Source organism: Streptomyces sp. NPDC050504, assembly GCF_044458065.1.
In the GTDB taxonomy this organism is placed as follows: Bacteria; Actinomycetota; Actinomycetes; order Streptomycetales; family Streptomycetaceae; genus Streptomyces.
Map to the genome: position 1 here is coordinate 1,022,485 of NZ_JBITHO010000002.1, position 12,175 is coordinate 1,034,659.

Genomic DNA, 12,175 nt, shown 5'->3' on the forward strand with positions numbered 1-12,175 from the left:
CATGAACAGGAGAGAACTATGAGCCTTCTCGACCTTCAGAAGATGGACGTCCCGGAGACCAACGGCGGCGGCGGTGGTCACGGCGACGAGAGCAGCCTCAGCCTCCTGCTGTGCGACAAGCACAGCTCCCACAGCAACCTGCTGTGTCTCTGACGGTCTGCTGAAGTCCGTGGCCCCGGGCGGGCGGCGTCTGCCGCCCGGCCGGGGCCACCGGCCGTTCCCGCCGAAGCACCCGAAGCACCGCAGAACCCGAAGCACCCGAAGAACCTGAAGAACCCGAGGAGCGAAGAGCCCGGTGCTGCTGCGTGACACCGTCCGCCACGGCGCGTCGCGCGCCGCCCTCGTCGCCCTGCTGACCTGCGCCACCGCCGCCGTCGGACTGGCGCTGCCCGCACTGCTCGGGCGCACCCTCGACCTGCTGCTCGCCGGACGCGACGCCGACGCCCGGCCCTGGCTCGTCGGCTGCGCCGCGCTGACCGTCCTCGCGATGGCGCTCGGCGCCGTCGAAGGGGTCGTCGCGGGCACCGCCAACGCGCGCGGCACGGCCTGGCTGCGCGGCCGGGTCCTGCGGCACGTCCTGGCGGCGGGCCCGGCCCGGGGGAGCGGCACCCTGCCGCCCGGCGAGATCGTCGCCCGGCTCACCGGCAACGCCGCCCAGGCCGGGACCGTGCCGACCGCGCTCGCCGCGGCCCTCGCCGCCGTGATCACCCCGGTCGGCGGCCTCGTCGCGCTCGTCCTCGTCGACGCCTGGACCGCACTGGTGCTGGTCGCGGGCGCCCCGCTGCTGATCCTGCTGCTCAAGGTCTTCGTGCGCCGCTCGGGCGAGTCCAGCGCCGGATACCTCGCAGCCCAGGGCGAGATCGCCGGGCGCCTGATGGAGGCGGTGCGCGGGGTGCGCACCGTCGTCGCCGCCGGGACGGCCGAGCGCGACGCCGCCCGGATCCTCGAGCCCCTCCCCGAACTCTCCCGCCAGGGACGGCGGATGTGGCACGTGCTCGGCCGCTCCACCGCCCAGGCCGCCGCCCTGCTGCCGCTGCTCCAGCTCGCGGTGCTCGCCGTGGCGGGCAGCCGGGTCGCCGAAGGGGCGCTGAGCGTCGGCGGCATGCTCGCCGCCTGGCGGTACGCGGTGCTCGCGACCGGCACGGGCGTCCTCGTCGGCCGCCTCAACGCGCTGGTGCGCGGCAGGGCGGCCGCGCGCAGGCTCGCGGAGGTCGAGGAGTCGGCCGTCATGGCGTACGGGACGCGCGGACTGCCTCCCGGGTTCGGCGAGTTGACTTTCCGTACGGTGGGCGTGGGCGGGCCCGGCGCGGTGGACCTGGTGATCCCGGGGGGCACGGTCGCCGCCGTGGTGGGCCGCTCGGGCAGCGGCAAGTCCGCGCTCGCGGCGGCTGCGGGGCGGCTCGCGGACCCCGAGCGCGGCACCGTCCTGCTCGACGGCGTCCCGCTGCCCGAACTGTCCAAGGACGTGCTGCGCCGCGAGGTCGGCCACGCCTTCGCCCGCCCCGCGCTCCTCGGGGCGACGGTCCGGGACACGATCGCGCTCGGCGCGTACGCCCCGGGCGACGCGGCGCTGCGGACGGCGGCGCGCGCGGCCTGCGCGGACGACTTCGTGCGACGGCTGCCCCGGGGGTACGACACGCCGTGCGAGGCGGCCCCGCTCTCCGGCGGCGAGGCCCAACGCCTCGGCCTGGCAAGGGCGTTCGCCCACCCGGGGCGGCTGCTCGTGCTGGACGACGCGACGTCGAGCCTGGACTCGGCGACCGAGGCGAAGGTCACCGACGCGGTCCTGGGCGGCGCCCGGCACGGCACCCGGCTGATCGTCGCCCACCGCGCGGCGACGGCGGCGCGGGCGGACCTGGTGGTGTGGCTGGAGGAGGGCGCGGTGGCGGGCACGGGCACGCACGAGGAGCTGTGGCGGGAGCCGGGGTACCGCGCGGTGTTCGGCACGGAGGCGGGGACGGGGACGGAGACGGGGACAGGGACGGAGACGGGGACAGGGACGGAGACGGGGACAGGGACGGGGACGGGGAACGGGACGGGGAACGAGGCGGGCGCGGGCCCCGTGGAGGGGACGCGGCGTGGGTGAGGACGTGGGCGCGGGCGTGGGCGGGGGCGCCGACAGGGGCGGGCGGGTGCGGTTGCTGCGCGGGCGGCGGCGGGTCCTGGCGCGGCTCGCCGGCTGGTCCGTGCTGGAGGCCGGGCAGACCTTCCTGCTCGGGTACGCCATCGCACGCGCCCTGGACGACGGCTTCGTGCCGGGCCGGGTCGGCGTCGGGCTCGGCTGGCTCGCCGCCGCTGCCGCCGCGGTCCTCGCGGGGGCGCTGGGCACGGGCCGGGTCTACCGCGCGGTCGCCGAACTGGTGGAGCCCGTGCGCGACGAGCTGGTGCACCGCGTGGTGCGGCGCGCGCTCGCGGAGGGCGGCGACGCGGCCGTCTCGCGCCTCACCCACCAGGTGGAGATCGCCAGGGACACCTTCGCCGGGCTCGTCCTGGTCTCCAGGACCTTCGTGTTCACGGCTGTCGGCGCGCTCGCCGGGCTCCTCGCGCTGGCGCCCGCGCTGCTCGCCGTGGTCCTGCCGCCGCTCGCCGCGGGGCTCGCGCTGTTTCTGCTGACGCTGCGCCCCCTGGCCCGCAGGCAGGAGGACTTCCTCGTCGCGGACGAGGCCGTCGCCGCGGGAGTGGGCGGCGCGGCGGCGGGGCTGCGGGACGTCAGGGCCGCCGGGGCCGAGGACGCGGTGGCGGCGGACGCGGAGCGGGTGATCGGCGCGGAGTACCGCGCGGCGCGTGCGCTGGCCCGCTGGGGCACCGTGCGCGACCTGGCGGTCGGCGTCGGCGGACGGCTCCCGGTGGTCCTGCTGCTGGTCGCCGCGCCGTGGCTGCTCGACCACGGGGTGAGCGCGGGGGCGCTGGTGGGCGCGCTGGCGTACCTGACGCAGTCGCTGCTGCCCGCGCTCCAGTCCCTGGTGGAGGGCATCGGCGGCTCGGGCGCCCGCCTCGCGGTGGTGCTGCGCCGCCTGGAGCGGCTCCCCGACCCGGCGGCGACCCCCTTCGGAGCCGTAACCGCGGAAGCGGCCCCGGAGCCCCGGGGAACCGCGCCCCGTACGCCCCCCGGGTCCCCCGGGCCCCCCGAACCTCCCGAGTCATCGGAAAGCGCCCCCGCCGTCCGCCTCCGGGCCGTCACCTTCGCGTACGGGAAGGGCGCCGCGCCCGTCGTCGACGGGCTCGACCTCGACGTGCCCGTCGGCGGGCACCTCGCCGTCGCCGGGCCGAGCGGTATCGGCAAGTCCACTTTGGCCGCACTGATCGCCGGCGTCCTGCGGCCGGATTCCGGCGCGGTGACGATCCGGGACGCGCGGGTGCTCGTACCGCAGGAGGCGTACGTCTTCACCGCGTCCGTCCGCGCGAACCTCGTCCACCACTGCCCGGAGCCGCCGCCGGACGCCGTAGTGCTCGCCTCGGCCGAAGCGGTCGGCGCCGGTGCGCTGGTGCGCCGCGCCGGTGGCCTGGACGCGCCCCTCGACCCGGCCGCCCTCTCGGCGGGGGAGCGGCAGCTCGTCGCGCTCGCCAGGGCGCACCTCTCGCCCGCCCCGCTGGTCCTGCTGGACGAGGCGACCTGCCACCTGGACCCGGCGGCCGAGGAGCGGGCGGAGCTGGCGTTCCGCGAGCGCCCCGGCACCCTGGTGGTGATCGCGCACCGGATCGCGTCCGCGCGGCGGGCCGACCGGGTGCTCCTGATGGACGGGGCGCGCGCGGAACGCGGCGGCCACGCGGAGCTGCTGGCGCGGTCGGCCTTCTACCGGGAGTTGACGGGACACGGCGAGCCGGTGGGTGGCCCGGCCCGGGACCGTGCGTCAGAGCCAGCCCTCGCCCTGCGAGATCCGGATGGCGTCGACGCGGTTGCGGGCGCCGGTCTTGCGGGTGATGGCCGCCATGTAGTTGCGCACCGTCCCGTTGGAGAGGTGCAGCCGACGGGCGATGTCGGCGATGGTGGCGCCCTCGGCGGCGAGCGTGAGGACGCTCAGTTCGCGTTGGGTGAGCGGCATCTGGGCCGCCCGCAGGAAGCCGAAGCCCAGTGACTCGTCGATGAAGCGCTCGCCCCTGGCGACCTGCCGTATGGCGGTGATCAGCTGCTCGGGCGTGCCCGCCGTGTCGACGTAGCCCAGCGCGTGCGCCTCGACCGCGCGCCGCAGCGGTCCTGGCCGGTTCGCGGCGGTGAGGACGAGCAGCGCGCCGCCGTCGCAGCGCGCGCCGCCGCGCTTCGCGCACGGCTCGCGCACCGGCAGCTCGCCCAGCGGCGCTATGCCGTACGTGTCCGTGGAGTCGAGGTCCACGGCGTATATGTCGGGCCGCAGCGTGCGGGCCAGGGCGGCCGCTCTGCTCCAGACCGTGTGGAACACGTCGAGGTCCGGTTCACGCGCTATCCGTTCCGCGAGCGCCGCTCGCAGTAGCGAAGCGTCGTGCACCAGAAGTACCCGGGTCAACGTCCTGCCCCCTCAAGCTCCCCGCCTACCGATTACCTTGTTCAGCACGTGACTATTCCTATCCGGAGAGTGCGCGTCATGAGCGGGTAGAACCGGCCAACGAGTGGCAAGGGGGGCGCACGCCCCGGCGCACGGGCAACCTGTGCACAACCCAGGATTGGGCGCCCCCCGCCGGGGCACACGACCAGGTCGGACCGTGACGCGGGCACGCGCGCCCCGGGAGCGCGGGACGGCGGCCGCGGGATCCGCCGGAGTCAGTCGGCGGGTCCGGCCTCCGGCGTCGTCAGATCGATCAGCCGGCACACCGTCTCGATGTCGATCTTCACTTGTGCGATCGAGGCCCGCCCCGACAGCCAGGTGATCAGCGCGGAGTGCCAGGTGTGCTCGATCACCCGGACCGCCGACAGCTGCTCCGGGGTGGGCGGCCCTTCGAGGCCCATCGCGTCCAGGATGATCGCGGTCGTCTGCCGGGAGACGGTGTCCACCTCGGGGCTCACGCTGCGGTCCGCGAAGGTCAGCGCGCGCACCATCGCGTCGGCCAGGTGCGGCTCGCGCTGGAGCGCGCGGAACGCCCGCATCAGGGTCTCGGCGACCCGCTCGGCGGCGCTCTCGGAGCCCGGCGGGCGCTTGCGCAGCGTGGTGTGCATGTGGTGCAGCTGGTCCTGCATGGTGGCGACCAGCAGGTGCACCTTGGAGGGGAAGTAGCGGTACAGCGTGCCGAGCGCGACCGACGACACCTCGGCGACCTCGCGCATCTGCACGGCGTCGAACCCGCCCCGGCTCGCGAGCTGCGCACTGGCGTGCAGGATCCGGCGGCGGCGCGCCTCCTGACGCTCCGTCAGTGGAGCGGTGGCCGGCTTGATCTCCGCTGTCATCGCGTCCCATCCCTTAGCTTTTGTCCTGAAAGAGGATGGGGGTGTGGCGCCCCCGAGCGGCACAGCATGGCAGGGCCCGTGCCGTGGCGCGAATCACCTGATCCTGCCGCTTGCGATGCCGCTACCTGCCGGTAGATTCAAAGCTCGTCGAACGATCGATACTGAAACTTGTTCTAGGTTAGCGCCAGCGGTTACGCTCCGGTGTGCTCCGATGAAAGAGCAGTGATGAAGGGGGCCGAGTGTGACCGCTGAGGCCATGGAGGCGAGCCCCCGCGCGGGGTCCGACGCACGACGGGCCCCCGGGGCCCCCGACGGCGGAGGACCGCTGCGCATCGCGCTCCTCACGTACAAGGGGAACCCGTTCTGCGGCGGCCAGGGCGTCTACGTCCGCCACCTCTCCCGCGAACTCGCCCGCCTCGGGCACAGCGTCGAGGTCATCGGCTCCCAGCCCTACCCCGTCCTTGACGAGGGCGTCCCCCTCACCGAGCTGCCCAGCCTCGACCTCTACCGCTCGCCCGACCCCTTCCGCACGCCGAAGCGCGAGGAGTACCGGGACTGGATCGACGCGCTCGAAGTCGCCACGATGTGGACCGGCGGCTTCCCCGAGCCGCTCACCTACTCGCTGCGGGCCCGGCGCCACCTCGCCGCCAGGCGCGGCGAGTTCGACGTGATCCACGACAACCAGACCCTCGGCTACGGCCTCCTGGCCGACCTCGGCGCGCCCCTGGTCACCACCATCCACCATCCGATCACCGTCGACCGGCAGTTGGAGCTGGACGCCGCGCCCGACCGCAAGAAGCGCGCCTCCGTGCGCCGCTGGTACGGCTTCACGCGCATGCAGAAGCGCGTCGCGCGCAGACTGTCCTCGGTGCTGACCGTCTCGGGCTCCTCCGAGCGGGAGATCGTGGAACACCTCGGCGTGCGCCCCGAGCGCATCCGCGTCGTGCACATCGGCGCCGACACCGACCTGTGGTCGCCCGACCCCTCGGTGCCCGAGGTGCCGGGCCGCATCGTCACCACCTCAAGCGCCGACGTCCCGCTCAAGGGCCTCGTCCACCTCGTCGAGGCGCTGGCGAAGCTGCGCACCGAGCGCCCCGACGCGCACCTGGTCGTCGTCGGCAAGCGCGCCGAGCACGGTCCCGTCGCGCAGGCGATCGAGAAGTACGGGCTCGAAGGCGCCGTCGAGTTCGTCAAGGGCATCACCGACCAGGAACTGGTCGACCTCGTGCGCGGCGCCCAGATCTCCTGCGTCCCCTCCCTCTACGAGGGCTTCTCGCTGCCCGCGGCCGAGGCGATGGCCACCGGCACCCCGCTGGTCGCCACCACGGGCGGGGCGATCCCCGAGGTCACCGGCGCCGACGGCGAGACCTGCCTGGCCGTGCCGCCGGGCGACTCCGGGGCGCTGGCCGCCGCGCTCGGCCGCCTGCTGGGCGACGCCGAACTGCGCGCCCGCCTCGGCGCGGCCGGCCGCGAACGCGTCCTCGCCCGCTTCACCTGGGCGAAGGCCGCGCAGGGCACGGCCGAGCTGTACCGCGAGGCCATCGCGGGTGCGCGGACCGGGCGGGCCGAGGGGTCCGCCGAGTGACCGCGCGCACCACCCGCAGTCCCGCCCCGCCCCGGGGCACCGCAACCCACCCGGAAGGGCAGACCCCGTGCTGACCGTCGACTTCTCCCGCTTCCCGCTCGCCGCGGGCGACCGCGTCCTGGACCTCGGCTGCGGCGCGGGGCGGCACGCCTTCGAGTGCTACCGGCGCGGCGCGCGGGTCGTGGCCCTCGACCAGAACGGCGAGGAGATCCGCGAGGTCGCCAAGTGGTTCGCCGCGATGAAGGAGGCGGGCGAGGCCCCCGAGGGCGCCACCGCCACCGCCATGGAGGGCGACGCCCTCAACCTGCCCTTCCCCGACGAGTCCTTCGACGTCGTCATCATCTCCGAGGTGATGGAGCACATCCCCGACGACAAGGGCGTGCTCGCCGAGATGGTCCGGGTGCTCAAGCCCGGCGGCCGCATCGCCGTCACCGTCCCGCGCTACGGCCCCGAGAAGGTCTGCTGGACGCTCTCCGACGCCTACCACGAGGTCGAGGGCGGCCACATCCGCATCTACCGGGCGGACGAACTCCTCGCCAAGATGGAACAGGCCGGGCTCAAGCCGTACGGCACCCACCACGCGCACGCGCTGCACTCCCCGTACTGGTGGCTCAAGTGCGCCTTCGGCGTGGACAACGACAAGGCGCTGCCCGTCCGCGCGTACCACAAGCTGCTGGTCTGGGACATCATGAAGAAGCCGCTGGCGACCAAGCTCGCCGAGCAGGCGCTCAACCCGCTGATCGGCAAGAGCTTCGTGGCGTACGCGACCAAGCCGCACCTGCCCGCGCTGTCGCGGGACGAGGCCGGGGCGAAGGTCGGGTCGAAGGCCGGGGCCGAGGCGTGACGAGCCCCGGACGCACCGAACACCTCGTCCTGCCCGGTGTCCTGACGGACCGTCAGGCCCGCGAGACGGTCGAGGGCATCCTCGCCGTCCAGCGCGCGGACGGCGCCATCCCCTGGTTCAGGGGCCACCACCTCGACCCGTGGGACCACACCGAGGCCGCGATGGCCCTGGACGCGGCGGGCGAGCACGAGGCCGCCGCCCGCGCCTACGCGTGGCTGGCCGCCCACCAGAACGCCGACGGCTCCTGGTACGCCGCCTACCGCGACGGCGACCCGGACGACGTCACCGACCGGGGCCGCGAGACCAACTTCTGCGCGTACGTCGCCGTCGGCGTCTGGCACCACTACCTCGCCACCGGCGACGACGCGTTCGCCGACCGCATGTGGCCCGTCGTGCGCGCCGCGATCGCATTCGTCCTCGCCCTCCAGCAGCCCGGCGGGCAGATCGGCTGGAAGCGCGAGGAGGACGGCACGGCCGTGACCGACGCGCTGCTGACCGGCAGTTCCTCCGTCCACCAGGCGCTGCGCTGCGCGCTCGCGCTGGCCGAGCTGCGCGAGGAGCCGCAGCCCGACTGGGAGCTGGCCACCGGCGCGCTCGCCCACGCGATCCGCAGCCACCCCGAGCGCTTCCTCGACAAGAGCCGCTACTCGATGGACTGGTACTACCCCGTCCTCGGCGGCGCGCTCACCGGCCCGGAGGCCAAGGCCCGCATCGAGGAGCACTGGGAGGACTTCGTCGTCCCCGGCCTCGGGGTGCGCTGCGTCCTGCCCAACCCGTGGGTCACCGGCGGCGAGAGCTGCGAACTGGCGCTCGCGCTCTGGGCGATGGGCGAGTCGGACCGGGCCCTGGAGATCCTCCAGTCCGTCCAGCACCTGCGCGCGCGGGACGGCGGCATGTACTGGACGGGCTACGTCTTCGAGGGCGACCGGGCGATCTGGCCCGAGGAGCTGACCACCTGGACGGCGGGCTCGCTGCTCCTCGCGGTGGCGGCGCTCGGCGGCGACGAGGCGACGGTCGCGGTGTTCGGCGGGGAACGCCTGCCGAGGGGCCTGGCGGCCCCGGGGTGCTGCCCGACGGGCCCCGACGCGACCTAGTAGCGGCGCAGCCGGTTGGCGACGGCGTGGCCGACGAACAGGTACACGACGGCGGCGAGCCCGTACCCGGCGACCACGCGCGCCCACGCCTCGTCGAACGTGAACAGGTCGTACGACCAGCCCGCGAGCCAGCGCGCCGCGTCCTGGACGAAGGACACGAGGTCGTTGGCCCGGTTCGCGTCCAGCAGGTACATCAGGATCCACAGCCCGATGATCACTGCGAGGACGTCGGCGACGACGGCGACGAGGGTCGCGGCCTGGTTGCTTCCGCTGCGGTGCGACTTACGGTCCATGGGGTCCGGGTAGCCAGGGGAGGGCGGCCGAAACCCGCACGGCCCGCGCCGGGTGGCGCGCGGCGGGGGCCCGGGTGAGGCTGGCGGCCCGTGCCGCTCCCCTCCGGAGGTCCCCGCCGTGCCGCCCAGTCCCCGTACGCGCCGCATCGCCCCCGCCCTGTTCCTGACCTGCACGCTGCTGGTGGCGGGCACGGCGTGCGGCGGCGACACCCAGAACGCGCTGACCGCCTCCCCCTCCACCTCCGCCGAGGCCCAGAAGTTCGCGAAGACCCGTTTCGTCACGAACGCGGGGCTGGCGACGGGGGCCGCGTACCAGTGGATCGTGAAGCCGTACCGGGCGGGGAAGTTCAAGAAGGGCGCGGACGGCCAGAAGTTCGCCCTGGTCAAGGCGGGGCTCGCGGGCACGTTCGCGTACAACAGGCTGAAGGCGGCGGTGAACAACGCGAAGGGCGACGAGCTGCTGTCGAAGGCGCTGGTGCCGGTCGAGGCGGGGATCGAGTCGCTGAAGGGCCTGGGCACGAAGTTCCGCAAGGGGGAGGCGGGGGACGCGGACGTCGGTGCGATCGAGAACGTGATCAACGAGGTGAAGGGGGCGGGGCGGAGCGCGGGCGCGGAGGTGACGGACAAGGTCCCGTCGGTGTCCCAGCTCGCGGGCTAGCGCGGCGCGCTTCGCGGGGGCCGGTACGGCTCCGGGGGCCCTGCGGGGCGGTGGACACGTTGCGCGTGTGCCCCACTCTCGCGCAGTTCCCCGCGCCCCTAAAAGGGGCGCGGGGAGGGGTGCGGCCCGCCGCAGGCGAGACTGTCACCCGTTCAGCTCCGCCAGGACCCGCAGCGTCGCGGGGTCGGGGGCCGTCACCAGGAGGTCCGTCACGGGCCCCGCCCGCCACGCGGCGAGCCGCTCCGCGACCCGCCCCCGGGGCCCGACCAGCGAGATCTCGTCGGCGAAAGCGGTGGGCACCGCCGCCACCGCCTCCTCCCGCCGCCCCGCGAGGAACAGCTCCTGGATGCGCCGCGCCTCCTCCTCGTACCCCATCCGTCCCATCAGGTCCGCGTGGAAGTTCCGCGCCGCGTGCCCCATCCCGCCGATGTAGAAACCGAGCATCGCCTTGACGGGCAGCAGCCCCTGCGCGACGTCGTCGCAGATCCGGGCCCGCACGAGCGGCGCGATCATGAAGCCGGGCGGCAGCCCGGTCAGCGACGCCGCGTAGACGTCGGTCCGCAGCGGGGACCAGTACAGCGGCAGCCATCCGTCGGCGATCCGCACGGTCTGGGCGATGTTCCTGGGCCCCTCGGCCCCCAGCAGCACGGGCAGGTCCGCCCGCAGCGGATGCGTGATCGGCTTCAGGGGCTTGCCGGTGCCGGTGCCGTCGAGCCCCAGGTACGGGTGGGAGTGGAAGCGCCCGGCCAGCTCCACGGGCCCCTCGCGCCGCAGGACCTGGCGCACCACCTCCACGTACTCCCGCGTCGCGGTCAGCGGCGACGCGGGGAAGGGGCGCCCGTACCAGCCCTCGACGACCTGCGGCCCGGACAGCCCGAGCCCCAGCATCATCCGGCCGCCCGAGAGGTGGTCGAGGGTGAGCGCGTGCATCGCGGTCGCGGTCGGGGTGCGCGCGGCCATCTGCGCGATGCCGGTGCCGAGCCGGATCCGCGAGGTGTGCGCGGCGATCCAGGCGAGCGGGGTGAACGCGTCGGAGCCCCAGGCCTCCGCGGTCCACACCGAGTGGTAGCCCAGGCGCTCCGCCTCGCGGGCGAGGTCGAGGTGGCCGGGGTCGGGGCCGCGGCCCCAGTAGCCGAGCGCGAGTCCCAGCCGCATGTCGGACCCCTTCCACCGAGGCAGCGCAAGAGTGTTGACGAACCGTCAGATCGGCGTCCGGGTGACGATACGACAACGGCCCCCCGCCCGGAAGGGGCGGGGGGCCGGTCGCGGTGCGCGTGCGACTGTGCTCCGGGGGTTCCGGTCAGCCGCGCTGGATGCCCGTCGTGTCGTGCAGCAGACCGCGGCGCTGGTCCTGCGTCTCGGCGACGATGCTGTTGCCGCGCTGCTCGACCGCGAGGTACCAGGTGCCGGGCGCGAGCTCGGCGATCTGGTTCTGCGAGCCGTCCTCGGCGTACAGCGGACGGGCCACGGGAACGGCGAACCAGTACGGCGCGAAGCCGCCGGAGGTGTCGCCGGCCGCGGGCTGCGGGGCCTGCGCGGCGGGCTGCGGCTGGGCCGCGGGGCCGGGCTGGGCGCCGTAGGGCTGCGGCTGGCCGGGGGCCTGGCCGCCGAAGGAGGGCGGCTGCTGCTGCTGGGCGCCGGGGTAGCCGTAGCCGCCGCCGACGGGCGGCTGCGCGCCGTACGGCTGCGGGCCGGCCGGGCGCGGGGCGCCGAGGAGCGGGGCCTTCATGGCCGGAACGGTGATCGACAGGACCGCGCCGCCCGCGATGAGCAGGGTGGCGATCAGGCCCAGGATCAGGCCCGTGCCCGCGTCGAAGCCGTCACGCGCGCCTTCGAGGTTGTTGAGGCCGCCCGACGGGTCGAAGACCTGGCCGAGCGCGCTCCACGCGGCGAAGATCGCCATGGCGGTGCCGAAGTGGCCCAGGTCCATGCCGAGGAGCTTCGGCGCCTGCTGCGGCCTGAGGTGGGCGAGGAGGATGAGGGCGGCGCCGATGATGCCCGTCAGGACGACGCTCATCAGGATGGGCCCGCTGTCCCAGGAGTTCGTCAGGTCGTAGTCGTCCGGGGCGTCGTCGATGGAGAAGACGTCCAGGAAAGAGGCGATGAAAAGCAACACCGCCCCGCCGAGCACTGCTGCGTCGCCTCGGGTGAGTGAGCGGATATCCACGTAAAAGTCCTTAGTCGGTCGGCTCGTCGGGGCGGCGGAGATCGGGGGATGGCCCCTCATCGTACGGATGACACTATCGCCCATTCGGCAGGGGTGTCGGATTGGGATAAGGACTACCCGCCGAGCTGGCGCGCGATGCGGTACGGCCCGGCATCGTACGGGGGTGCGAAGGGTGTAC

General features: G+C 74.6%; 11 protein-coding genes and 1 pseudogene. 7 read left to right on the forward strand and 5 right to left on the reverse strand.

What is annotated here, in order from left to right; translation table 11 throughout:
• The first annotated feature begins 18 nt into the window (after positions 1-18).
• From ACIBNE_RS10495 to ACIBNE_RS10505, 3 genes and pseudogenes are all read left to right on the forward strand, one after another.
• A complete protein-coding gene (locus tag ACIBNE_RS10495) occupies positions 19-153 on the forward strand; it encodes a SapB/AmfS family lanthipeptide (protein WP_399271073.1) in 135 nt (44 codons plus the stop codon).
• A gap of 142 nt (positions 154-295) precedes the next feature.
• On the forward strand, positions 296-2,086 hold the full coding sequence (locus ACIBNE_RS10500; RefSeq protein ID WP_399271074.1) for an ABC transporter transmembrane domain-containing protein: 1,791 nt from the start codon (positions 296-298) through the stop codon (positions 2,084-2,086).
• Positions 2,087-3,002: 916 nt separating this feature from the next.
• Positions 3,003-3,602, forward strand: a pseudogene (locus ACIBNE_RS10505) (ATP-binding cassette domain-containing protein); the annotation flags it as partial.
• Positions 3,603-3,851: 249 nt separating this feature from the next.
• Here ACIBNE_RS10505 and ACIBNE_RS10510 read toward each other — a convergent pair.
• Both ACIBNE_RS10510 and ACIBNE_RS10515 read right to left on the reverse strand, forming a co-directional pair.
• On the reverse strand, positions 3,852-4,481 hold the full coding sequence (locus ACIBNE_RS10510; protein ID WP_399271075.1) for a LuxR C-terminal-related transcriptional regulator: 630 nt from the start codon (positions 4,479-4,481) through the stop codon (positions 3,852-3,854).
• Between the two features lie 254 nt (positions 4,482-4,735).
• A complete protein-coding gene (locus tag ACIBNE_RS10515) occupies positions 4,736-5,356 on the reverse strand; it encodes a TetR family transcriptional regulator (protein ID WP_399271076.1) in 621 nt (206 codons plus the stop codon).
• A 241-nt stretch (positions 5,357-5,597) separates the two neighbouring features.
• On the opposite strand from ACIBNE_RS10515, the gene ACIBNE_RS10520 reads away from it, so the two are divergent.
• The 3 genes from ACIBNE_RS10520 to ACIBNE_RS10530 all read left to right on the forward strand — a co-directional run bounded on the left by ACIBNE_RS10520 (position 5,598) and on the right by ACIBNE_RS10530 (position 8,879).
• Positions 5,598-6,941: a glycosyltransferase family 4 protein gene (locus ACIBNE_RS10520; protein WP_399271077.1), complete on the forward strand. Its 1,344-nt coding sequence runs from the start codon at positions 5,598-5,600 to the stop codon at positions 6,939-6,941.
• A gap of 67 nt (positions 6,942-7,008) precedes the next feature.
• Positions 7,009-7,785 carry a methyltransferase domain-containing protein gene (locus ACIBNE_RS10525; RefSeq protein ID WP_399271078.1) on the forward strand — a complete coding sequence of 259 codons (777 nt, stop codon included), beginning with the start codon at positions 7,009-7,011 and terminating at the stop codon, positions 7,783-7,785.
• Positions 7,782-8,879: a prenyltransferase gene (locus tag ACIBNE_RS10530; RefSeq protein WP_399271079.1), complete on the forward strand. Its 1,098-nt coding sequence runs from the start codon at positions 7,782-7,784 to the stop codon at positions 8,877-8,879. The genes ACIBNE_RS10525 and ACIBNE_RS10530 overlap by 4 nt, the downstream gene beginning before the upstream one ends.
• On the opposite strand, the gene ACIBNE_RS10535 is transcribed toward ACIBNE_RS10530, so the two are convergent.
• Positions 8,876-9,172 (reverse strand): hypothetical protein, encoded by a 297-nt coding sequence (locus ACIBNE_RS10535; RefSeq protein ID WP_399271080.1) that lies wholly within the window; start codon positions 9,170-9,172, stop codon positions 8,876-8,878. The genes ACIBNE_RS10530 and ACIBNE_RS10535 overlap by 4 nt on opposite strands.
• A 118-nt stretch (positions 9,173-9,290) precedes the next feature.
• Between ACIBNE_RS10535 and ACIBNE_RS10540 the strand changes: the two genes are divergently transcribed.
• The gene (locus tag ACIBNE_RS10540) at positions 9,291-9,830 is read left to right on the forward strand and encodes a hypothetical protein (protein WP_399271081.1); all 540 of its coding nucleotides are present in this window, start codon (positions 9,291-9,293) and stop codon (positions 9,828-9,830) included.
• 144 nt (positions 9,831-9,974) lie between these two features.
• Here ACIBNE_RS10540 and ACIBNE_RS10545 read toward each other — a convergent pair whose 3' ends face one another.
• Both ACIBNE_RS10545 and ACIBNE_RS10550 read right to left on the reverse strand, forming a co-directional pair.
• On the reverse strand, positions 9,975-10,985 hold the full coding sequence (locus ACIBNE_RS10545; protein WP_399271082.1) for an LLM class F420-dependent oxidoreductase: 1,011 nt from the start codon (positions 10,983-10,985) through the stop codon (positions 9,975-9,977).
• A gap of 145 nt (positions 10,986-11,130) precedes the next feature.
• Complete coding sequence (locus ACIBNE_RS10550) at positions 11,131-11,997, reverse strand: hypothetical protein (protein WP_399271083.1); 867 nt, start codon at positions 11,995-11,997, stop codon at positions 11,131-11,133.
• Between the last annotated feature and the right edge of the window lie 178 nt (positions 11,998-12,175).

Bases quoted from the DNA above. Each gene is read 5' to 3' on its own strand.
- ACIBNE_RS10495 (WP_399271073.1), top strand. From the start codon at position 19: ATGAGCCTTCTCGACCTTCAGAAGATGGACGTCCCGGAGACCAACGGC.
- ACIBNE_RS10515 (WP_399271076.1), bottom strand. From the start codon at position 5,356: ATGACAGCGGAGATCAAGCCGGCCACCGCTCCACTGACGGAGCGTCAG.
- ACIBNE_RS10535 (WP_399271080.1), bottom strand. From the start codon at position 9,172: ATGGACCGTAAGTCGCACCGCAGCGGAAGCAACCAGGCCGCGACCCTC.
- ACIBNE_RS10545 (WP_399271082.1), bottom strand. From the start codon at position 10,985: ATGCGGCTGGGACTCGCGCTCGGCTACTGGGGCCGCGGCCCCGACCCC.